At 40.2% G+C, this 21,228-nt stretch carries 20 protein-coding genes and 2 riboswitches; of the genes, 11 read left to right on the top strand and 9 right to left on the bottom strand.

Annotated elements, in window-relative coordinates:
• Positions 1-4 precede the first annotated feature (4 nt).
• The 4 genes from AC1ECB_RS12040 to AC1ECB_RS12025 all read right to left on the bottom strand — a co-directional run bounded on the left by AC1ECB_RS12040 (position 5) and on the right by AC1ECB_RS12025 (position 2,400).
• Positions 5-661, bottom strand: a complete 657-nt coding sequence (locus tag AC1ECB_RS12040) for an ABC-2 transporter permease (protein WP_485668914.1) — start codon at positions 659-661, stop codon at positions 5-7.
• Positions 630-1,178, bottom strand: coding sequence for an ABC transporter ATP-binding protein (locus AC1ECB_RS12035; RefSeq protein ID WP_485668913.1), 549 nt, complete (start codon positions 1,176-1,178; stop codon positions 630-632). The genes AC1ECB_RS12040 and AC1ECB_RS12035 overlap by 32 nt, the downstream gene beginning before the upstream one ends.
• Positions 1,179-1,180: 2 nt before the next feature.
• Positions 1,181-1,558: a GntR family transcriptional regulator gene (locus AC1ECB_RS12030; RefSeq protein ID WP_485668912.1), complete on the bottom strand. Its 378-nt coding sequence runs from the start codon at positions 1,556-1,558 to the stop codon at positions 1,181-1,183.
• Between the two features lie 371 nt (positions 1,559-1,929).
• Positions 1,930-2,400 carry a redoxin domain-containing protein gene (locus AC1ECB_RS12025; protein ID WP_021170978.1) on the bottom strand — a complete coding sequence of 157 codons (471 nt, stop codon included), beginning with the start codon at positions 2,398-2,400 and terminating at the stop codon, positions 1,930-1,932.
• A gap of 676 nt (positions 2,401-3,076) precedes the next feature.
• Here AC1ECB_RS12025 and rsgA point away from each other — a divergent pair.
• The 8 genes from rsgA to splB all read left to right on the top strand — a co-directional run bounded on the left by rsgA (position 3,077) and on the right by splB (position 13,263).
• Positions 3,077-4,165 (top strand): ribosome small subunit-dependent GTPase A, encoded by a 1,089-nt coding sequence (gene rsgA / locus AC1ECB_RS12020; protein WP_485668911.1) that lies wholly within the window; start codon positions 3,077-3,079, stop codon positions 4,163-4,165.
• Between the two features lie 505 nt (positions 4,166-4,670).
• Positions 4,671-4,874: a hypothetical protein gene (locus AC1ECB_RS12015; protein WP_485668910.1), complete on the top strand. Its 204-nt coding sequence runs from the start codon at positions 4,671-4,673 to the stop codon at positions 4,872-4,874.
• A 416-nt stretch (positions 4,875-5,290) separates the two neighbouring features.
• The gene (locus AC1ECB_RS12010; RefSeq protein ID WP_485668909.1) at positions 5,291-7,084 is read left to right on the top strand and encodes an IS1634 family transposase; all 1,794 of its coding nucleotides are present in this window, start codon (positions 5,291-5,293) and stop codon (positions 7,082-7,084) included.
• A 112-nt stretch (positions 7,085-7,196) separates the two neighbouring features.
• On the top strand, positions 7,197-7,544 hold the full coding sequence (locus tag AC1ECB_RS12005; RefSeq protein WP_485668908.1) for a four-helix bundle copper-binding protein: 348 nt from the start codon (positions 7,197-7,199) through the stop codon (positions 7,542-7,544).
• A gap of 352 nt (positions 7,545-7,896) precedes the next feature.
• A riboswitch (cyclic di-AMP (ydaO/yuaA leader) is annotated at positions 7,897-8,029 on the top strand.
• A gap of 146 nt (positions 8,030-8,175) precedes the next feature.
• Complete coding sequence (locus AC1ECB_RS12000) at positions 8,176-8,943, top strand: 4-hydroxy-tetrahydrodipicolinate reductase (protein WP_485668907.1); 768 nt, start codon at positions 8,176-8,178, stop codon at positions 8,941-8,943.
• A 73-nt stretch (positions 8,944-9,016) separates the two neighbouring features.
• A complete protein-coding gene (locus AC1ECB_RS11995) occupies positions 9,017-10,168 on the top strand; it encodes a glycerate kinase (RefSeq protein ID WP_485668906.1) in 1,152 nt (383 codons plus the stop codon).
• A gap of 52 nt (positions 10,169-10,220) precedes the next feature.
• A riboswitch (cyclic di-GMP riboswitch) is annotated at positions 10,221-10,305 on the top strand.
• Between the two features lie 156 nt (positions 10,306-10,461).
• Positions 10,462-12,174: a methyl-accepting chemotaxis protein gene (locus tag AC1ECB_RS11990; protein WP_485668905.1), complete on the top strand. Its 1,713-nt coding sequence runs from the start codon at positions 10,462-10,464 to the stop codon at positions 12,172-12,174.
• Positions 12,175-12,240: 66 nt separating this feature from the next.
• On the top strand, positions 12,241-13,263 hold the full coding sequence (gene splB, locus AC1ECB_RS11985) for a spore photoproduct lyase (protein ID WP_485668904.1): 1,023 nt from the start codon (positions 12,241-12,243) through the stop codon (positions 13,261-13,263).
• Positions 13,264-13,382: 119 nt separating this feature from the next.
• Here splB and AC1ECB_RS11980 read toward each other — a convergent pair whose 3' ends face one another.
• Positions 13,383-14,294: a serine hydrolase domain-containing protein gene (locus AC1ECB_RS11980; protein WP_485668903.1), complete on the bottom strand. Its 912-nt coding sequence runs from the start codon at positions 14,292-14,294 to the stop codon at positions 13,383-13,385.
• Positions 14,291-15,898 carry an excinuclease ABC subunit UvrA gene (locus AC1ECB_RS11975; RefSeq protein WP_485668902.1) on the bottom strand — a complete coding sequence of 536 codons (1,608 nt, stop codon included), beginning with the start codon at positions 15,896-15,898 and terminating at the stop codon, positions 14,291-14,293. Before AC1ECB_RS11975 ends, AC1ECB_RS11980 begins: the two co-directional genes overlap by 4 nt.
• Before the next feature lie 162 nt (positions 15,899-16,060).
• Between AC1ECB_RS11975 and AC1ECB_RS11970 the strand changes: the two genes are divergently transcribed.
• A protein-coding gene (locus tag AC1ECB_RS11970; protein WP_485665795.1) for an IS630 family transposase occupies positions 16,061-17,117 on the top strand; the annotation gives its coding sequence in 2 pieces (ribosomal slippage) (positions 16,061-16,569 and positions 16,568-17,117; 1,059 coding nt in all).
• 11 nt (positions 17,118-17,128) lie between these two features.
• Here AC1ECB_RS11970 and AC1ECB_RS11965 read toward each other — a convergent pair.
• The 3 genes from AC1ECB_RS11965 to hfq all read right to left on the bottom strand — a co-directional run bounded on the left by AC1ECB_RS11965 (position 17,129) and on the right by hfq (position 19,689).
• Positions 17,129-17,860 carry a P-loop NTPase family protein gene (locus AC1ECB_RS11965; protein ID WP_485668901.1) on the bottom strand — a complete coding sequence of 244 codons (732 nt, stop codon included), beginning with the start codon at positions 17,858-17,860 and terminating at the stop codon, positions 17,129-17,131.
• A 157-nt stretch (positions 17,861-18,017) separates the two neighbouring features.
• Positions 18,018-19,190 (bottom strand): MFS transporter, encoded by a 1,173-nt coding sequence (locus tag AC1ECB_RS11960; RefSeq protein WP_485668900.1) that lies wholly within the window; start codon positions 19,188-19,190, stop codon positions 18,018-18,020.
• Between the two features lie 238 nt (positions 19,191-19,428).
• Complete coding sequence (gene hfq / locus AC1ECB_RS11955) at positions 19,429-19,689, bottom strand: RNA chaperone Hfq (RefSeq protein WP_485668899.1); 261 nt, start codon at positions 19,687-19,689, stop codon at positions 19,429-19,431.
• Between the two features lie 266 nt (positions 19,690-19,955).
• Between hfq and AC1ECB_RS11950 the strand changes: the two genes are divergently transcribed.
• Together AC1ECB_RS11950 and AC1ECB_RS11945 are read left to right on the top strand one after the other, a co-directional pair.
• A complete protein-coding gene (locus tag AC1ECB_RS11950) occupies positions 19,956-20,570 on the top strand; it encodes an ABC transporter ATP-binding protein (protein WP_485668898.1) in 615 nt (204 codons plus the stop codon).
• Positions 20,545-21,222, top strand: a complete 678-nt coding sequence (locus tag AC1ECB_RS11945; protein ID WP_485668897.1) for a heme exporter protein CcmB — start codon at positions 20,545-20,547, stop codon at positions 21,220-21,222. The genes AC1ECB_RS11950 and AC1ECB_RS11945 overlap by 26 nt, the downstream gene beginning before the upstream one ends.
• Positions 21,223-21,228: the final 6 nt, after the last annotated feature.

Here is a 21,228-nt window from a genome sequence, read left to right as displayed (position 1 = left end):
TCAATTAATACAAAAGTTCCTTCTTTGAGAAAATCATATAGCTGATTTTGTACATAACAAAGTTCCAAACCAGTGCTATCACCGGGGAGCAACACAGCAGGATAAACACAAAGTTATCTGTAAAAGAAACGCCAAAAAAGGTCAGAATCTCATAGACGCCAAAGCAGATCGCAGCGGGAATAATTAAAGCAACAAGTGACAGCATACGAGCCTTTTCTGCACCGAACTTAAATAGAAGAGGGATGGACATACTGCCAAAAATCTCAGCAATCACCAAACTAACCACAGTAATAAACAGCAAAGTGAGGATGCTGCTTATGTTGCTGTAATCAACTTTGTGGACGATGATGCCGCCAATAGAACCAATCACCAACCCGGTGATAACACCGACAGCCGAGAAAATCAGCAGAACGATAAATTTGCTGGATACCAAGTCCTTTTTGGTAACTGGGGTAACCATAGCGTATTTCATCCACTTAGAGCTGTCATCAAAACTGAACGTAGTAATAACCATCATGCTGCATAAAATACCACTGGCGATAATATAGGCTTCCGGTCCGCTGAAAGGGATAAAAATAAAAGCAAAAACCAGCAGCATAAAAAACATGGATTTTACGTTGTGACCGATGTTATACAAATCTTTTAAAATCAAACTTTTCATTTTGCCTGTTCAGCACATCATCGCGCATGACAGGATCGAGGCCGCTGGTCGCTTCGTCCAGAATCAAAAGCTTTGGCTTATGAGAGAGTGCTATCGCAATGCAAAGCTTCAGCTTCATGCCCTTGGAAAATGTTTTGATTTCCTTGTCGGATGCGAGCTGGAATTTTTTTAAATATCCATTATAAATGGCTTCATCCCACTGTTTATAGGCGGCAGCCGAGATTTTGCCGACCTTGGCCGGTGTAAGGGTTTCATAGAAGTTGATACCGTCAAACACGACGCCGATATCCTCTTTGATTTGCTTGGGGTCAGAGGATAGTTCATGTCCCCAAAATGTCACGGTGCCATCATCTGTTCGGATGAGGTCAAGAATAGCGTTAATTGTGGTGCTTTTACCGGCTCCATTCTCACCGATCAGCCCCATGATAGTGCCTTTGGGAATAGAAAAAGAAACATGATCCAGTTTGAAATCAGGATATTGTTTCGTCAGGTTTTCAACCTGCAAAATAGGTTCCATTGTTAATCCCCCTCCTGGTAAAACATAGTCAGAAGCTCAAGCAGCTTGCTGAGCGGTATACCGCTGATACGTGCAATATTCACGGCTTCCTGTAAATGCTCTTCTGCTTTTCGCTGTTGTTCTTCCTGAAAAAATTCTTTATTTTGCGCCGATATAAAACTGCCTCGTCCAACTGTAGTTTCAATGAAGCCATCCCGCTGCAAATCCTCGTAAGCCTTTTGTACGGTAATAACACTGACATGAATAGATTTTGCCAATGCCCGCATAGACGGAATAGGGTCGCCCGTCTGTAATTCTCCGCTCATGATCATTGCCTTAATCTGCGAGGTGATTTGTTCATATATCGGCTTGCTCGTATTACTGCTGATGATAATTTCCACACGGCATCTCCTTTGTACTATGGTGTACTTATTAAACAAGTACATTATAGCTAGATTGAACACGTTTTGTCAATAGAGTTCTACAAGAGCTTTCCGTGAGACGAATCGCGACATCAAAATTACATCATATTGCCCCAACCCTTGATTTTATTGGATATTCGGAGAAATCTCGTTATGTTAGTGGGTGAAACCTCCAAAAATGTATTTCATTTTCAAGGAGCTTCGCTGCATTTTTTAAGTTGTTTGTCAACCTCTTTTTGCATTTTTGTAAAAAAAAAAGAACCAGGTACGCTTTTTCGTACTCGGTTCTTTTTGATATTCTTGTTCAATTCCTTAACTTAATGACATTGCCAATGCGGGTGCTATTAAATCTATTTGCTGGTGTTGTTTGACAATATGTTTAAAACCTCATTAATGTCAGGTAACTGTGCGGAAGGGTAAACTTTCACCCACATTACTTTGCCATTTTCGTCGACAATAATGTTAGCCCGTTCGGAATAGCCGTCTTGCTCACGAAAAATTCCGTAATCCATGGCGACCTTGCCATGCGGCCAAAAATCGGCTAGAATTTGCAGCTTTTTTAACTGTAACGCATAAGCCCATATTTTTTTGCAGGGTGTGGGGTCAACACTAAAGCCTAGGGGTATAGTGTTGAGGTTCTGAAATGTCTGGTAGTTAGTTTCAAGAGCGCGCATTTGATCGGTACAGACAGGTGTCCAAGCCAATGGATGCCAGGAAAGAAGTACTTTTTTGCCGCGATAATTTGTTAGGGTGACATATTGTTCATTGTTGTCGGTCAAAGTAAAGTTTGGTGCATCAGCGCCAACAGAAATAAGTTTCATAATGCAACCCCTTCTTTAAACTTAGTTACTAGTAGCATACCCATAAATACAGACTTACTTACCATCAAACTCAATATGGGTTAACAGACTTTTTTGAAAAAAACCGTTTCGTACACAGACAAATGTTACCCGCTTTTGGGTGATTACACTAAAAGAGAAAGCGCTGTCAAACGCGATAAAGCAGTGGCTGTGGTATCCGGTTCCAATAATTCGGTAATCAAGCTATTATATCTTGGCGCAAATGGGTTACAAGGTACAGACTTTGCATGACATGCCTACAAAAGAAAGACTGGGTGAATATCAATTTGTGATTGAAGTAGCCGGGTTTAATCCCGGGTTTACTTTAGGAAAATTGCTGATTCATCCAGATTTAGCATTGCAGGGAAGAGTGCTTGGGAGTTTTAATAACAAATAATAAAAACGTGTGTTTCAATTAAATAACCTTGGCCAAATTTTTGTTTTTGAATGTGGCTAGGTAAGTTATTGAGCGCTTTAAAATTCAATGTTTTTGTGATATCATCAAACGGTAATATATATCTTGTATTGAAAGGAGTTGTTGTTTTATGTTTAATAAAAGTGCAGTGGAGATTGTAACAATGCGGGAGGTGCATACAAAATAAATTAATGTATATACCTCCCAAAAGTTACCCTTAAAAACTTTTGGAGGGATATGAAAATGAGTAAAACAGATATGGAAAATATAGGACTCAGCCGAAGGTTTATTACTGAGTCTACTTTATATTCGAGTTTTTATATTGGGCGTGTCATTTCCCAATACAAAGACCTATACAAGGCCGTAACAGAGAATGGTGAGTTGGCAGCGGAAATTTCCGGAAAGTTTCGTTTCGATGCCAAAACTTTATCTGATTATCCGGCGGTGGGCGACTTCGTTATGCTTGACCGAAATGAGGATACCGGTGGGAATGCAATCATTCATCACGTTCTGACAAGGAAAAGTGCCTTTATTAGAAAGGCGGCGGGAACATCGAATGATGAACAGGTTGTAGCTTCAAACATTGACACGGTGTTTATCTGTATGTCGCTTAATAACGATTATAATCTTCGCAGATTAGAACGTTATCTTGGAATTGCCTGGGATAGTGGGGCAGTTCCCGTTATCGTGCTTACTAAAGCTGACTTATGCGATAATCTTCCTCAAAAGCTGTTAGAACTTGATACTGTCGCCTGTGGGGTTGATGTGATTGTTACTTCGAGTTTGACTGCGGATGGATGCGTATCTGTTCAAAGCTATCTTGGTAGTGGTAAAACTATCGCATTTATCGGCTCATCTGGTGTTGGCAAGTCGACCTTGATAAATAAACTCATTGGCCAAAACGATCTTCAAACCAAAGATATAAGGAACGATGATAGAGGTAGGCATACTACGACCAGGCGAGAACTAATTGTTATTCCGAGTGGCGGCGTTGTTATTGATACTCCAGGAATGAGGGAACTCGGGATCGAAAGCGCTGATCTTACAAAAGCCTTTGCCGATATTGATGAACTATCAACAAAGTGCAAATTTCATGATTGCACTCATACTAGTGAGCCAAACTGTGCAGTACAAAAAGCCATAAACAATGGCTTGCTGTCTGCGGACCGGTTTGCCAATTATGTAAAGCTGAAAAAAGAAGCTAAGTATGAGGGCTTAAATTCAAAGCAGATTGAGACTGAAAAGATTACTGCTATGTTCGCGGAAATGGGCGGAATGAAAAATGCACGAGAGTTTATCAAAGAGAAAAATAAAAGAAGGCGAGGTTATTAATCTTTTTGCCTTCATGTACTTGCAATTCATGTAAAAGAGTACTAATATTAGTAATAGGTGGAAATTAAAAAGTTAGGTCGCCGTGTCCCATAGGTGTTGGCGCACCTATAGGCACGAGCAGGTGAACACACACCTACACGTAACAGCGAACTGTCCACGACGACAATCTTATTATACCCGGTTGTTAGCTGAATTACAAGTTTTGACAATCGGGGTGTAATGATTGGCGCGTTAAGGCAGAAGGCTGTGCGACTGCATGCAATATTCGATGGTATCATATCTTGATACAGGTTTGGCAGGACACGCTGACGGGTTCTGTTATTTGAGTTGCTTCCTGTAGCTTGATGCTGTTGCAAAGATCGATTAGGATCGCATGTGTAGGGTAGAAATAATCCTGCATATGTGATCCTTTTTAATTTCCTCCTGTAAAATTCCCATTCATGGGTGATTACAGGAGGGCATAGAAGCCTCCAGATAAAATAAGGAGGGTGAGTTTAACTGACTTATGAATATCAGATACCGGGATTTTAAGAAACAAGAGACTGAGCTGTATGATAAAATTTGGCAACTATCTGAAGAACTTGATCGGCAGTATATCGAGGGAAAAGACACAACAGACACTATCCAGAGATTTGGGGAGGTATTGGAAGAATTTTTTTTATTCAGGACACAGGGAGGCAAAGATCCGCTAATTAACGGCAAACCCTAAACACAGGTGCTCCAGAACTGGGGAGTACTAGAGAATAAAAGGTAAATGGGATGGGTATCTCTAATAAAAGGTGAGATAAAGTTCATTAACCTGGTGATCTTGTGAGGCTTTACTGAGAAATTTATTGATTGATAGCACCGGATAAAATTTGTGCTGAAGTTAATAATAAATTTTGTAATACAATTATAATACTTAGGAGGGAATCATCTTGGGAGTAGTTGCACCAGTTACAAACAAAATGCAATTCTGTATTGACGCATGTCAAAAATGTGAACCCGACTTTTACAGTTAGCAGAACATAGAGAGCAGACAGAGTGAAATAATCTACTTGTAAAATGCGGACTTCCGCATTTTTTTATGCGTTTTTATTTATGTTATGCTACAGATATGCTATAATGTAAATGAGGTGATATTCAATGATTAAAAAAGATCGTGTAAAGCGTGGCGGCGTTATTAAGACTCACATCCGTGTTGTCGAAGGGTATCGCCCTGGACCAGGGCTACCCACAAAGCAGCGTACGATTAAAAGTTTTGGTTATCTCGAAGATCAGCCAGATCCCGAAGCTTTCATGGCTATGGTAGTGAAATTCGATGATAACTTTAAAGATACTGTTCCCTTACGAATCGAAGTTGCAGCTAATGCGATGATGTATGGTGAAGAAAATCGGCGACAGAACTACGGATACAAGTTCCTGGAAGCCGTTTATAATCTGCTCGAAATCAATTCATTCATCGAGAACTTTGAGAAATCACGCAAGTTTCGGGTGGAGTATTCACCCTGCGACATTTTTAAATTCTTAGTGTTGGCAAGAGTTCTTCATCCAGATTCAAAACGCGCCTCATGCCAATTGAAGGACGGCTTCTACGGGATGTGCACCGATTTTACATTGCCAGATGTCTACAGGTCGCTTGACCACTTCGCAGATTTTGAGGTGGAGTTGCAACGGCATTTAAACGAACGTGTTAAAGAAACGATCGGTCGAGACCTTTCCTATGCATTCTATGATGTGACTAATTATTTCTTCGAGATCGATTTCCCAAATGGCGAAGAGGATCTGCGAAAAAGAGGCGTATCGAAAGAACACCGCACTGACCCTATTGTCGCAATGGGGTTGTTTATGGATTCCAACGGATTACCAGTCAATATGTCGATGTTCCCAGGAAATACAAGTGATTCCCTTACGCTTCAGCCGACAATGAAGGATGTCAAGGATTCGTACGGGTTAGGACGACTGATTGTAGTTGCCGATAAAGGCCTCAACTCTTCGAAGAATATCAACGCAATTGTGAACAACGGTGACGGTTTTGTCTTTTCGCAGATAATAAAAGGGAAAAAAGGACAACGCTACAATGAAAAACTGTTTGATCAAAGTGGATGGACATCAAACGAACAGGGTACCTACAGATACAAGCTGTTCGAAGAAGAATACGAGGGTAAGGACAAGGACGGAAAAAAAGAAATCCGAGTAAGAAAAGTACTTTTATATTGGAAGAAGACTGAAGCCGACATGGCAAAGCGTAAACGGGAAGAAAAACTGGAAAAAGCTGCGCGTTCGGTCAAAAACAATGCCTATAGTATCAAAAAAGGTGTCGACGAATATACAAAAGAAGCTATCGTTGACAAGGAAACTGGGGAGATACTGGGAAACACGAAAAAGCTCCGCAGTGTGAATTTAGAAAAGGCGGAGCATGACGCGATGTATGATGGCTATTTTTGCATTATCAGCAGCGAACTTGACTACGATGAGCGCAAAATGCGGCAGGTATACGGCGGTCTTTGGCAGATAGAACAGTCGTTTAGGATTATGAAAACAGATCTTTATGCCAGACCCGTGTTCGTTAGAAAAATTGAACATATCCGTGCACATTTCTTGATCTGTTTCGTCGCCCTTCTCATCATCCGAATCATTCAGCACCGCATGGGAGAAAAAGCGTTGTCAGCCGAACGAATCGCAAGAACTCTGGGGGCTGCGACATGCCAGGTTTTGAAAGGCGGTATCATTCACCTTGACGATGTCGGCGGTGCGATCGCGTTTCAAAAAGCGCTAAACAAAAAAGGGGAAATAGTAGACACTTTGGCATATTCCGATAGAGATGAAATCGCAATGGACTACAAGATAATCCAGGACACGTTCGGCACAAGTTTTTACAATATTTATCCGAGGCAGGAGCTATTTAATAAATTCCTGAAAAATATTACTGTAGCATAACAAATTTTACATATGAATCAACTTGAATAAAGCCAGTAAATTCAACAATTATGAACTTCTTTTATCTTTCTAACTGTAAAAGTCGGGTTATAATACTTAGGAGGGAATCATCTTGGGAGTAGTTGCACCAGTTACAAACAAAATGCAATTCTGTATTGACGCATGTCAAAAATGTGAACAAGCCTGTTATGAATGCTTTAACGCATGCCTAAACGAGCCGGATCTAAACGCTAGGAAAAGCTGCGTAAGCATGCTGGTTGAATGCGCTATGATGTGCCAGATGTCTGTTTCGATGATGTCAATGAACGGGCAGTTTTCCAAAGCACATTGCCAGCTTTGCGCTCAAGTATGCGAGAAATGTGCACAAGAATGTGCAATGTTCAAAGATGAGCACTGTCAAGAATGTGCGAGCATCTGCCGGATGTGTGCAGAACAATGCAGGAAAATGGCTTCGATGTAGTACACGAGAGACCCTGAGTTTAAAAAACTCAGGGTCTCTTGGTTCTTACGGTCAGTATTATTCATATGTCCTGATATTAGAGTAGCTAATGCGCAGCAGCGATTCCAGGCAGGGTTTATAGGACATTTACTAGAATGGTTTACATGGAAAAATATTTATTTTTTGTATTTAAATGGATTTTAATTAGTTGACGATACTATATAAATAGTGTACAATATAAAAAAACATATTTGTGTTTTATGGAGGAGCCTGTCACTATTGGCTTCTCTTTGGCATTTTTGGGATGGCTAATATTACATTTTTGCCAGAAAGACTTTTATGAATCATTTTACTTAAAAATACATTAATATCCATAAGGCAATCGCCGAGTTCCTTTTAATGGAAGCGGGGGACCCGTTTTTGGGGTGAATCCTGTGAAACAGGTAGGGCAAATTTCTTTCTGTCCGAATCCGTCAGCTAACCTCGTAGGCGTTGAAAGAGAAGGATAAATTAGTCCTGCCAGTACTAAAAAACCAGTTAATAGGTTTTTTTAGGTGTCCTTCTCAAAGACTGATTTTATCAGTTAGCTACGATCATGCAGGATGAAGGTAGCAAAAAACTAATAACTACAGTTTTTAAGGAGGAGTTAGTATTGAAAAAAATTAGGATTGGTATTTTCGGTTTTGGGAAAACGGGCAAAGTAATTGCCCACGAATTCTTGAATGACAGTCAGTTTGCATTATCATGGGTGGTTCGAAAAGGTTATGCGGATCATCACAAATATGCAAGCCGCTTGTTGGGATATGAGTTTGATGCAGGTAAGATTTTTTCTATTGAGGATGTCGATAATGATTTTTTTCTTGAAAGGCCGGTTGATGCCCTTGTTGATTTTTCGGATTCTTCAGGGGTTTATTTATATAGAAAGGCAGCGGAAGCAGGAATTCCAATAGTATCTGCTATTTCAAAATACGAACAGGAGGAAATAGATCTGATAAAATCTCTTGCAAAGTATAATCAGGTACTATATTCTCCAAACATTACGTTAGGAATTAACGTTTTGATGGTAGCAGCTCAAATTTTGCAAAAAATAGCCCCTCACGCAGATATTGAAATTGTAGAGGAACATTTTAAAGGAAAACGCGAAGTGTCTGGAACGGCAAAGAGAATTGCGAATTTACTAGGTCTCAATGAGGAAGAACACCTAAATTCTATTCGTGTTGGTGGAATTGTTGGGCGTCACGAGATCATCTTTGGGATGCCTAATCAGACTATACGGTTGCAGCATGAAAGCATAAACAGGGCAGCCTTTGGTCAGGGGGCTATTTTTGCAGTGAAATGTCTTATAGGCCAACCTCCAGGACTGTATACTATGGAAACAATAATTGCAGAGATGTTTAGACAAAATATTCCGGTATATTAGATTGCTCTGAGACATAATCATTTAAAGTTAATTAAAAGAAAATGACCTGATACAAGAAAGGGTTAGGTAAGATATGCGCATTGTAGTTGCACCAGATTCATTTAAGGGTAGTGTGTCAGCAGTGGATACTGCAAATGCCATTGAGAAAGGAATTCGTCAAGTTTTTCCAGAATCAGAAGTCATAAAGCTGCCAATAGCTGATGGTGGGGAAGGAACAGTAGAAGCCTTAGTAACGGCTACTGGCGGTCAAATTATAGTTAAACCTGTAGTCGGACCGCTTGGTGATATGGTAGATGCCCTTTGGGGTATTGTGGGAGACGGCGAAACGGCCGTTATTGAGATGGCGTCTGCCTCAGGTTTGCCTCTTGTACCTAAGGATAAGAAAGATCCCCGTATTGCTACTACCTATGGTACAGGAGAATTAATTAAAGCAGCTCTTGATAGGGGTCTAAGAAAAATCATTATTGGTATTGGCGGCAGTGCTACTAATGATGGCGGCAGCGGTATGGCGCAGGCATTAGGAGTAAAATTCCTGGACGCTAAAGGACATGAACTTCCGTACGGAGGAGCCGCTTTAGCCAACCTGGATTGTGTCGACATGTCGGGAATTGACATACGGCTTAAGGATACAAAGATCATGGTGGCTTGTGATGTAGATAACCCTTTGTGCGGACCAAAAGGTGCATCTGCTGTGTATGGGCCGCAAAAAGGCGCTAGCCCGGAAATGGTTGTCCAGCTTGATGAGGCTTTGCGGCATTTTGCCGGAAAAGCACAAAAGGCAACAGACAAAGAGGTAGCAGAATACCCAGGAGCAGGTGCCGCCGGTGGACTTGGTGCCGGATTCCTGCTTTTTACCAACGCTAAACTGAGGCCAGGCGTGGAAATTGTTCTTGAGGCCATTAACTTTGAAGCGATAGTGAAATCGGCTCAATTTGTGATCACTGGTGAAGGACGCACCGACTTTCAGACGGCTTTTGGCAAAGCCCCTGTAGGAGTGGCTAAATTAGCCAAAAAATATAATGTTCCTGTATTGTGTATTTCAGGTGGCTTGGGACAGGGACATGAAGAGGTGTTAAAACAGGGGATTGACGGAGTGATGAGTATCGTTCCCGGCCCGATGTCTTTAGATGAGTGTATAGAGCGCGGAACAGAATTAATTGAAAAGGGAGCGGAAAGGCTTTGTTATATTGTTAAAGCAGGCATGCAAATAGGAGGACGGAATTAACATTTTAGCTAGACTTGTCATATAAATGGTGGTAAAATTTACATGAAAATAGTTGAATGTTAAGCAAACTCATTGAAAAATGAGGACGCAAAACCGTGGGTCTAAGACAAAAATGTTATGGCTGCCAGGTTGCAAATTGAGTTAGAAACTCTAATGCAATCTAGTAGCCTATTAATTTTGAAAGGAGTGGGTCAAATGCTGTAGTGTTTCAACCTATTATTTTTTCTGATAAGGTTTTCATGACCTAGTATAACGAAGAAATGGTATTGACTATGAAAGAAGGCGCGAACTGCATGTTTAAAAATCTAAACACAGCAACAAAAATTATCAGCCTTATTATAATAATGGCTATTGGAATGGGATTAATCGGTTTTACGGGTTTCTACTTTAATCAAAAAGCAAATACGGACGTGACTAAAATTTATGAAGATAATTTACTGCCGATCAAATGGATAAATTCATTTAGAGTCAATATTAGAGCTGGAGAAGCTATTACTGTACAATTGATATTATTAAATATTGGTAAAGATCAAGAACAGAAATTTACTCAACAGTTTGTTAAACTTAAAGATGAAAATGATGGTATAATGGCTAATTATGAAAAAATGAATCTTGATCTGGCCGAAAGAGAAAGAATTTCCCAAATAAAAGAAGCATTAAACTCATATAGAATCGAACGCCAAAAATCTTTAGATATAGCATCTACTGGACAAAAATTAGATGCCTACGAATACTATAGGAATTATGCTTTACCTCATCTCAATACTATGAATAAGCTCTGTGACGAACTTGCAGAAAATGATGCTAAAACAGCAGATGTGATAAACATTCAGAATGATTTGGATTTTGCTTTTGCTAATAAAATGCTTATTTGTATCCCGTTAATATCCATGATACTTGCTTTAGGATTAGGATGGTGGGTAGCAACAATAATATCCAAACCACTTACTGCAGTAGTTGCCAATGTGCAAGAGATTGCGAATGGAAACTTAAACGTACAGGACATTAGCTTTGATTCTAAAGATGAGGTAGGTCAGCTAACTAAAGCTGTTAATAGTATGGCTGAAAATCTTCGAATTCTTATAAAAAATGTAGCTCAGACGGCGGAGCAGCTAGCGGCTTCATCCGAACAGTTAACAGCAAGCGCGGAACAATCTGCACAAGCTGCAACCCAGGTAGCTTCAACAATCGCAGAAGTAGCGAGTGGAGCAGAAAAACAATCAAAGGCTATTGATGATACGTCAATTACAATTAACCATATGTCGGCCAATGTCCAACAAGCGGCTGCGGACAGTAGCGTTGTGGCAAGCACTACAAACAAAACAGCTGAAACGGCACAAAATGGTCTGGGGGCTATCGCCAAGGCTAACGAACAAATGAGCAGTATAGAAAAAACAGTAAATAATTCCGCAATTGTTGTCGCGAAGCTAGGAGAGCGCTCTAAGGAAATTGGACAAATTGTTGATACTATATCTGGTATAGCCGGGCAGACGAATTTGCTTGCTTTAAATGCCGCCATAGAAGCCGCTAGAGCAGGAGAACAAGGTAGAGGTTTTGCCGTAGTTGCAGAAGAAGTTAGGAAACTTGCAGAGCAATCCCAAGAAGCCGCAAAACAAATAGCCGATTTAATTGGCGAAATACAACTTGAAACAGATAGCGCGGTTGCGGCTATGACTGACGGTACTAAGGAAGTAAAAAGAGGAACGGAAGTGGTAACTTTAGCGGGTCAGTCTTTTGATAATATCGCCAGTCTTGTGACTGAGGTTTCTGAACAAGTTAAAGAAATTTCTACTAATATGCAACAGATGGCAACAGATAGTCAGCATATTGTTTTAGCAGTAAATAAAATTGATACTATAAGCAGCGAGGCGCTTGGACATACACAAACTGTCTCAGCAGCAACAGAAGAGCAATCAGCATCTATGGAAGAAATTGCAGCTAGTAGCCAGAGCCTGGCTAAAATGGCAGAAGAATTACAACATGAAATCCGGAAATTTAAAATCTAGGTCAACCTAGTCTTAATGCGCTGCGCATTGCGCATACTAGGCTTAAATGTTATAGGAGTGAAGTATATGCGCTTTGTACCTAAACGAGCTTTTTTTGAGCCTCAGGCGTTAGAATTTCCGCTTGGCAAAAAGATCTATGATAAATTGCTGGATTTATCAGTGCCTATTGAGTTAACAGGGTCTCATAACCGTGTTACCGGCATTCCGGGGAAAAACCAACAGCAGACTTTTAGTGAAGCCAAACGTACTCTTGTTGTAGGCGTGCGTCGAAGTACTAAATTCTCAGCATGCAAGCCATCGGCCCATTACCAGCTTCCATTAAATACTAGTTGTCCCGGTATGTGTGAGTACTGTTATTTGGCCACAACGCTGGGTAAAAAGCCATATTTGCGTGTATATGTCAACAATGAGCAAATATTAGAACAGGCCGACGAATATATAGCTGAACGCGCGCCGGATGTTACCATTTTTGAAGGAGCGGCCACTTCTGACCCTATTCCGACAGAATACCTGACAGGAGTATTGCGGCAAGCAATTGAATTTTTTGCCGAGCGAACATTGGGACGGTTTCGATTTGTCACGAAGTTTACGGATGTTGACTCTCTTTTGGCTGTTAGGCATAATGGCCGGACACGGTTTCGTTTTAGTCTCAACGCCCCAACTGTGATACGAAAATACGAGCATTTAACACCGACGGCGGCGGAACGGGTGGCAGCAGCGGTCAAAGTGGCTGCTGCCGGTTACCCGCTGGGGTTCATCATTGCTCCTATTCTTCAATTCGAGGGGTGGGAGGAAGAATATGACTGGTTGTTCCAATCCCTAAATGACCAGTTGCCCCAGACAGCCCGTAGGGATATTACCTTTGAATTTATCAGTCACCGTTTTACTAAGCGGGCAAAAAGTCAGATACTGGATTTGTTTCCGCAAACAACTCTCCCTCTGGACGAGGAAGCGCGACGATTTAAATATGGGCAATTCGGTTATGGCAAATATCTTTATCAGGATAATACAATAGCAACATTAAAGGAATATATGTTTGCACAGGCAAAGGCGTACTTTCCAGAGGCTAAAGTGGAGTACTTTGTATAATGTAATTCATCGTGAAAGATTTTTCATTTAAGATTAGTAGAGATGAACCGTATCATTGGTAACGGTGCAGAATTTCAAACAAAGAGTAGAAAACTGCCCTGTTTGCCCTACTAATTTATTCATATCATCTGAATAATATTATCAAAAACATCTCTATAACTTTTGCTTTGTGCGGTCGGAGTTGCTTGAATAACATACACTATATTTTTTCCCGGCAGAATAGTTATCTCTTGCCCTCCATATCCTCGGCAAGCGTAACCTCCATCAAATAACCACCATAAAAATCCATACTCTTTTGCATTTTGCGAGGGCAAAACAGCTGCCTTGACATATTTTTCATCGACAATATCTTTTCCATTATCCAGAAATAAAAAACCGATTTTGGCAAGGTCGCAAGCTGACAAATCAGACTGCGCCTCATGATTCGGATTTTTGCTTATATTATAATCAACATCATTTGAAAACTTAGCCCATGCGCCACTTGTTATTCCAAGCGGTTCATACAGGTTTTCTTTACAAAACACATATGCACTTTTTTCTGCCGCTTTTCCAATAATCGCTGATAATAATATAACATCCCATTCTTTATATACAAACTTTGTTCCGGGTACATTAGCCATAGCTGTGTCAGCAAGCTGTCCTATGCAGTTTGCTACTTTCCAGAGCTGTTCAAGCATTGGGCAATGATAATGAATGCCACCATTCCAATAAATTCCCGACGTCATGGTAAGCAAATGCCGAATTGTAATCAGTTTATGATATGGGTGATTATTTTCTGCAAACTCATCAAGATAATTTGCAATGGGCTCATCAAGGTGCTTAATATATCCCTTATCCAAACAGATGCCTATACAAATGGACAAAATGCTTTTCCAAATAGATTTAATGTTATTACGGCTATTTTTATCAAATCCATTGTAATATCTCGCTAAAATAAGTTTGGAATCCTTATAAAGCACGACGCTGTTTATCAGCCGGTATCGTTTTTGTTTGATATATTCATCTGTAAATTTTGTTAGATCCTCATTCACTTCAAATACCGACCTATAATAGAATTTTTATCAGCTTTTAATTTAGCAGGAGTTCCTGTCGCAATTATATTTCCGCCGTCACTACCTCCACCAACTCCCATTTCAATTATATAATCGCAGTTTGACAGCACGTACGGGTCGTGTTCTGTAACAATGACAGTATTGCCTTTATCCACAAGCTCTTGCATTAGTTTCATAAGCCGTAAACTGTCGTGAAAAGAAAGCCCTGTGGTAGGCTCGTCCAATATATAAACGGTATCTTTGGAATTTTGCCCCTTTGACAGTTCTTTCGCAAGCTTAATCCGTTGGCTTTCGCCGCCGGATATGGTAGGTGTTTTTTGTCCAAGAGTAATATAACTCATTCCGACACGTAAAAGTGTAGCAAGCATGTTTTCAATGGGTTTATCTTTACCTTTGAAAAATTCCGTCGCCTCATCAACAGTTAAGGTCAAAATGTCTCTGATGTTTTTACCATCAAGAGTTACTTCCAGTGCTTCAGGAATAAATCCTGTACCTCCGCATGATTCACACTCCAAATCTATAAAATTACCAAAACCTACATGATAGTGTACCTCGCCGTCACCCTTGCATACTTTACAGCCACCTTGGGAGTTTACGGTAAACAATCCTGCCGGTAAGCCGCTTTTTTGAGCAAATAAAGCGCGAATGCGGTCAAACATACCTGTATAGGTGGCAGGGCAAGAGGTACGGCTTCTACCGATTGGCTTTTGGTCTATAACAAGGCACTTTTTTATATGTTCCGTTCCGCTGATTGCTACATTATCGGTTTCAGATGAGGTTTCATCATCCTCATCATCAATCACGCATTTTGTATGCAAAATATCTTTTAATTTTGGTACGAGCGTATTGGAAATAAGGCTTGATTTGCCGCTGCCTGACACCCCAGCAACGCCTACTATTAAACCTAATGGAATAGTAACAGTTATATTCTGTAAATTATGTAAGCAGGCATTTTCTATCTTTAAAATTTTTTGCGTATTAATTGGTTTATACGTTTTTTTAACCGTAAAAATGCTTTCATTTTTCAAATAGGGAGCGGTATTTGAATGTTCGCAATATAAAAATTCGTTAAATGAACCTTGAAAAATCTTTTCGCCGCCATATATTCCCGCGTTTGGCCCTAAGTCAATAATATAATCGGCACAGCGCATGAAGTTTTCATCATGCTCAACAGTTATTACCGTATTTCCGCGTTCAACAAGATTTTTAAGAATTTTAATTAGCTTTGCTTTTTCTACTTCATGCAGCCCTATTGTCGGTTCATCAAATATGAAAATAATGCTATCCATTTCTGCGATAATGTATGAAGCCAAGAATAATCTTTGAATCTCGCCGCCGGAAAGTGTAGGGACAGGGCGTGAAAGCGCAAGATGATGTAAGCCAACATCAACCATGCAGTTTAGCTTTACAAGTATTTCACCAAGTAATGGCGTTTGCTTCAAAGTGGCTTTGTCTAAAAAAATATATAGGTCTTTAATGTACATTTTCTCAAGTTCAGAAATGGTTTTACCCATAATAACTGTGTGCGAAGCTTGTTCGCCAAGCCCTGTGCCTCCGCATTTAGGGCAAGAGCATTTATTCATATATCCTGCGCTGGTTAAGAGATATTCTATATATGACGCATTAAAGAGTAAAAAAATATCAAAAAGAAGCAACTATTGATAATTATTATTTGTTAAGAAAATGGTTTTTGGATTTTATGGCGAAATCCTTTGTCAATTAATTCATGACGAAGGGGTAGACACATGCGAGACATCCGCCAATTACCATCAGAAGTAATCCATCGAAGAGTCAAACGCCTCAAAAGAAAAATGAAGTCATGTAAGAATTCGCGGATGCAGGAACGTTATCAAACGATTTACCTGTATTTGCAAGGGTATTCAAAAGAAACAATTTCTCAAATAACTGGGCGGGCTCTTAGCACAGTCTATCGATATATTAATCTTTATGTTAATTGCGGATTAAAAGGCTTACGAATGAACCATTCGCCAGGCCGGCCAACCTTTTTAAGCGAAGAGCAATGCCAACAAGTGTATGATATGGTTGCACATCACGTTCCAAAAGACGCTGGATTTTCGGTAGAAATGAACTGGACAGCTCCCTTACTGCAGCAATGGATTGAGAAAACTTTTGGTGTAACTTACAGTATACGCGGTACGTTAAATTTGTTGCATAGCCTTGGATTTAGCTGTACCCGGCCCACATACACTCTGGCTAATGCAAATCCTCAAAAACAAGAAGAGTTTAAAAAAACTTTATGAACTGAAAGATTCGCTTTTGCATGGTACAATCGACCGTCTGCTGTTTCAAGATGAGTGCATGATTAGGGACTATCAAGCCATTTTTCGGACTTGGTTTCCTAAAGGAAAGCAAAGAATAGTTCCAACCTACGGAAAACACAGTGGTGTAAAGCTAATCGGCGTATTAGATTATGAAACCGGAGAAGTAGTATGTAGTCACTCTACCAGTTATGATGCACAGCAATTTCTCGCATTTTTGCAATTGGTGCTTGAGAAATATCCTGGTCAAAAAATCGTGATGATTTTGGACAATGCCCGCATTCATCATGCCAAACTGCTTCAACCTTTTTTGCAACAAAACAAAGAAGTACTTGAGTTAGTTTTTTTACCCCCATATAGCCCACAACTAAATCCAATTGAAAAAGTATGGGGTTGGCTCAAACGCACCTGCATCTACAATGTTTTTTTCAAATCAGTTGAGGAAATTGCTAATGCTGTATTTGCTTTTATTAATGATATTAATCGTAATCCGCTTAAGACCGTCGACCGCATTTGTGTTTAATTTTTCATTGTTTAATGCGTTGTATATAGACGGCCTGATGTAGCTAAAGCGCCATTTGTAATATGTGTTATCCACGGTATAAATCCAATAAAGGATGACTTACCATTATCGCCATATTTCAAATAAAATAATTGTTCATCCGTCAGTGTGGATAGTTTTTGTGTTGGCAAAAGGTTATGGTATTTATAAAAGCTATCAAGTATTTTTCTAGTGCTTCCTCGCTTACCTAAACCAAGAGAAACATCCTCTATTTTTTGTGACGAATCAGCAAACAACTTTTCTTCATCAAGCTGTTTAATAATCCCGCTGCCTAAACATTGTACGCACATACCTTTAGGAGAATTTTTCTGAAACATCTCCATTGAAAGAGGCTGACCATCGTCATATTTGTTGTCGTGTTCACCATAAGTTGCGAATAGCATTGCGAGCATATTACTTATTTTTGTTCTTGTTCCAACTGTGCTACGTGGGTTTGATTGACGGATAATACGTTGCTCTACTGCAACGGTTGGAGAAAGTCCTGATATACTATCAAATGTCGGGGTGCTATCCACCATAAATTGTGTGCCTGAAAACATTAAATAGCGCCTTTTACTTTCTTCATAAAGCGTGTCAAAGGCAAGGCTTGACTTACCGCTTCCTGATACGCCGGTAATAACTGTTAGCTTATTTTTGGGAATTGTAACATCAATACCTTTTAAGTTATGAACCCGCGCATTCTTTAGCGCAATATACTCATTCATGGATTTTTCCCTCATATCCCTTAAAAAAATAACTACTTGTTAAAAGGAGACGTCTATTTCGGCTTTAGAAATAGACGCCAGGTAGTGCTATATATTTATTGCGTTTATAAGTACTAGGTATACTGTTTAAGCTTTAGTGTAACATAGAATTAATTTTTCATTTAATCTCTGCTTTACACCTGGAGCTAATCATCAGTCCAATTGCAACAAGTAGTATAAAGAGTGAATAACCCGCCATTGATACCTTAAAACTGGTGCATGTAGATATTTTGGCTATTATCGGTGGACCAAAAAACATCCCAATACCCCAAAAAGAGTAATATGCCCCCGAAATCGTGCCTTTTAAATAGTCAGGTACAATCTCATTCAAAAAGCCCATTGAAGCGAGATGAAAAGTACCCATTCCTAAACTTGCAACTGTAAGTGCCAATAAGACTAACGGCATACTTAAGACCGGGGCGATAATTATCCCGGCAATTGTGACGAGAAGCCCTATAATCATAAATCTGTTCCGCCCAAATATGTCAGTTAGTGGACCGGTAATAACTTGCGAAAAGCTTATCGCCACATAAAACAATGAAAAGAACACGCCGATTTCAACTGAGCTTACGGATTTTTCTTGCAATAAGAATGAGGGTATAATTGTGAGAAATGTTCCATATCCAGTACCGTAAATAATGATCCCGATCAACGAAATACATGTTTGTCGCTGTCCGATCAACTTCAATATGCTCCGAAAATCAAATAAACTTGTCGATTTTAGTTCTTTTTTTGTTATCGGTTCTACCAGGAGGTTGATTACAACCGCGCCGGCTAAACAACAAAAAGAGTAAACAAGAAAAACCTCATTTCCGGTCAACGCCTTTGCCAATGCTATTCCCCCAAGTGGACCCAGAGTAAGACCGAAATGGAAGACAGCATTATATATCCCCATTACCTTGCCCTTATCCATTGGGAACTTTACTGATAGTAACGCCGGAGCAAGTGCCCAAATCGGTGCCTCCCCGATTCCTTGCAAAAATCGGGATGAAAACATCAACCCAGAGTTTGTTGCAAAGAAAAATAGCAATCCAGCTAAAAAACACAACAAGTATCCGACAATCAGAAACGGCTTAAAGCCAAACCTATCTGATAATCTACCCATAGGGACTTGGATTAGTATATAGGAACAGGCGAACGCCGAAGCTAGATATCCTACCGATTCCCCGTTTCCGTCAAAGTACACGATTCGTTGCGGCAATTCCGCAACTATCATACCAACTCCGAACATCATTAACAGCACTGCCAAATTTAGCCCCAATAGGGTTCTGTCCTTAAGAATAGTTGTCATTGAGTAGCTCCCCCTTTTTGTCCCTTTCAACCAAGGAGGATGCCGTCGATTGATGTAAGCAAGGCAATTTTTCCCCGGTTAAAAGGAGTTATACCTAGAATTGTCGTTGCTTACAGGTGGCGGTGGAGACAGCCTGTTTATCATACAAGCGGCTACAAATGTAACCGTAGATTCATATTTTTTTGACATAAAGACCTCCTTTCTTCAGCGCATAACACATGCAATGATTTATTCCTTATTATTTATAGGAAAATTGCCTAAGCGGTAATATAGTGGAAATAGTATGCTTGTATACGAGTTGTTGTTTCCCTTCATTTTCCAGGGTAACAGTGAAACTATCGAATCCCCTGACGATACCTTTTACCGGAAATCCATTTAACAAATGAATAATGACGGGGATATTTTCCTTTCTAGCTTGATTCAAAAAGTTGTCTTGTAAATTTAGTTTTGCCTTTTGCGTAGATGCCGAAGTGATGCTAGCGTTAGGATTAGTATTCATAAAAACCTCCCCTGCGTTTTATATTATAACAATAGGTGATAAAGGTATCATTTCGTTATTAACCACAAATTACCTTCTAAAAAAACCACGGCAATTCCCAAGCCGTGGTTTTTTAATGAAGATGAATTTAATAAGCGACTATAATCTACAATTGTACTTTCGGTATTCATCGGTGATGCAATACTTTCGTTTCATGCGTATAATTTTCAATTAGTTGCAATAAATGATATAATACTCTAAATAGTCCTTGTTTGGAGTAGATATATATGCATATTAGAATTTTAATTGACAATATAGGCAAAAGGTTTGGTGAAAGACTTCTGTTTTCAAATATCAGTGCCGAAGTTGCTAGTGGACAGTGTTTGTCAGTAACAGGCTGTAACGGTTCTGGTAAGTCTACTTTGCTCAAAATCATCACGGGACTGGTTCGACCAAGCACTGGGCGGATTAGGTTAACTTTGGATAATGCATCAAGCCCAAAAGAGCAAATCTCTTATACTGGTTTTGTATCGCCTGAAATGGCAATGTATACGGCGCTTACGGGAATCGAAAATATTATTTTCTGGACAAAAGTACGAGGTGTGCCTAGTTCTAAGTCTGAGGCTGAAAAGTTATGCTGTCAGGTGGGGTTAGGCGGAGCTGGGTGTGATCCGGTTGCCACCTACTCCACAGGCATGCGGCAACGCCTAAAACTGGCGGTTATTAAAGGTATTAATCCACCTGTATGGATCTTGGACGAGCCTTCATCTAACTTGGACGTCAGTGGAAGAATCATTGTAAAAGAGTTGATTGTTGATGCAGTCAGCAAGAATGCTGCCGTTATACTTGCTACTAACGAGGTCGAGGAGGTTCTATATGGCAACAGTACACTTGAGCTTTAGTAATGCAGTATGGGCAGTCTTGGTCAAAGATGCGGTATGTGAAATTAGAACAATGTATGCTGGCGGAGCGCTAATTATGTTCGCGTTGACCACGCTCTCAAGTGTCAGCATGGCGATAGCCGGAGCGCCTTTGCCACCGGAATTAGCCGCTGCCCTTCTCTGGGTTGTGCTATTTTTCTGTGCGATGGCCGGGTTGGCTCGGGTGTTTGTCCAGGAGCAGGAAGCAGGTACATTGCTGGGACTGCGATTATATGCTACTGGTCAAGTTGTCTTTTTCGGTAAATTGTTGTTTAACTTAGCTCTTTTATGCGGCTTGGCCTGCCTAGTGGTGCCGCTGTTTATCATTTTTCTTGCCGTTGAAGTTGGGAATTGGTTGCCTTTTATCACCATTTTGGCTCTTGGCTGTGCTGGAATAGCGACTGTGTCTACGTTGACAGCCGCTATGGTCATGTACACACAAGGTAAAAATGCGATCTTTACGGTGCTTACTTTTCCGGTGTTGTTGCCGCAATTTTTAAGCGCCATTGGTGCGACTGCCAAGATTCTATCAGGCGATATACCTGAATTAAGCGAATTGGTGTTTATGGCGGGCTATGACACCGCGGTTGTTGCCGCCGGAGTACTCTTGTTTGACTACCTTTGGCAGGATTAGGAGGAT

It is taken from the genome of Sporomusa sp. 246TCP1, assembly GCF_057319775.1.
The sequence above is the reverse complement of the archived record's forward strand: the minus strand, read 5'-3'. Positions and strand labels throughout refer to the sequence as shown.

What these genes read in the sequence shown, in the direction of transcription:
- AC1ECB_RS12040 (WP_485668914.1), bottom strand. Translation starts at nt 661, where the DNA reads ATGAAAAGTTTGATTTTAAAAGATTTGTATAACATCGGTCACAACGTA.
- AC1ECB_RS12035 (WP_485668913.1), bottom strand. Translation starts at nt 1,178, where the DNA reads ATGGAACCTATTTTGCAGGTTGAAAACCTGACGAAACAATATCCTGAT.
- AC1ECB_RS12025 (WP_021170978.1), bottom strand. Translation starts at nt 2,400, where the DNA reads ATGAAACTTATTTCTGTTGGCGCTGATGCACCAAACTTTACTTTGACC.
- rsgA (WP_485668911.1), top strand. Translation starts at nt 3,077, where the DNA reads ATGAGTAAAACAGATATGGAAAATATAGGACTCAGCCGAAGGTTTATT.
- AC1ECB_RS12015 (WP_485668910.1), top strand. Translation starts at nt 4,671, where the DNA reads ATGAATATCAGATACCGGGATTTTAAGAAACAAGAGACTGAGCTGTAT.
- AC1ECB_RS12010 (WP_485668909.1), top strand. Translation starts at nt 5,291, where the DNA reads ATGATTAAAAAAGATCGTGTAAAGCGTGGCGGCGTTATTAAGACTCAC.
- AC1ECB_RS11995 (WP_485668906.1), top strand. Translation starts at nt 9,017, where the DNA reads ATGCGCATTGTAGTTGCACCAGATTCATTTAAGGGTAGTGTGTCAGCA.
- AC1ECB_RS11990 (WP_485668905.1), top strand. Translation starts at nt 10,462, where the DNA reads ATGTTTAAAAATCTAAACACAGCAACAAAAATTATCAGCCTTATTATA.
- splB (WP_485668904.1), top strand. Translation starts at nt 12,241, where the DNA reads ATGCGCTTTGTACCTAAACGAGCTTTTTTTGAGCCTCAGGCGTTAGAA.
- AC1ECB_RS11975 (WP_485668902.1), bottom strand. Translation starts at nt 15,898, where the DNA reads ATGAATAAATGCTCTTGCCCTAAATGCGGAGGCACAGGGCTTGGCGAA.
- AC1ECB_RS11965 (WP_485668901.1), bottom strand. Translation starts at nt 17,860, where the DNA reads ATGAATGAGTATATTGCGCTAAAGAATGCGCGGGTTCATAACTTAAAA.
- AC1ECB_RS11960 (WP_485668900.1), bottom strand. Translation starts at nt 19,190, where the DNA reads ATGACAACTATTCTTAAGGACAGAACCCTATTGGGGCTAAATTTGGCA.
- hfq (WP_485668899.1), bottom strand. Translation starts at nt 19,689, where the DNA reads ATGAATACTAATCCTAACGCTAGCATCACTTCGGCATCTACGCAAAAG.
- AC1ECB_RS11950 (WP_485668898.1), top strand. Translation starts at nt 19,956, where the DNA reads ATGCATATTAGAATTTTAATTGACAATATAGGCAAAAGGTTTGGTGAA.
- AC1ECB_RS11945 (WP_485668897.1), top strand. Translation starts at nt 20,545, where the DNA reads ATGGCAACAGTACACTTGAGCTTTAGTAATGCAGTATGGGCAGTCTTG.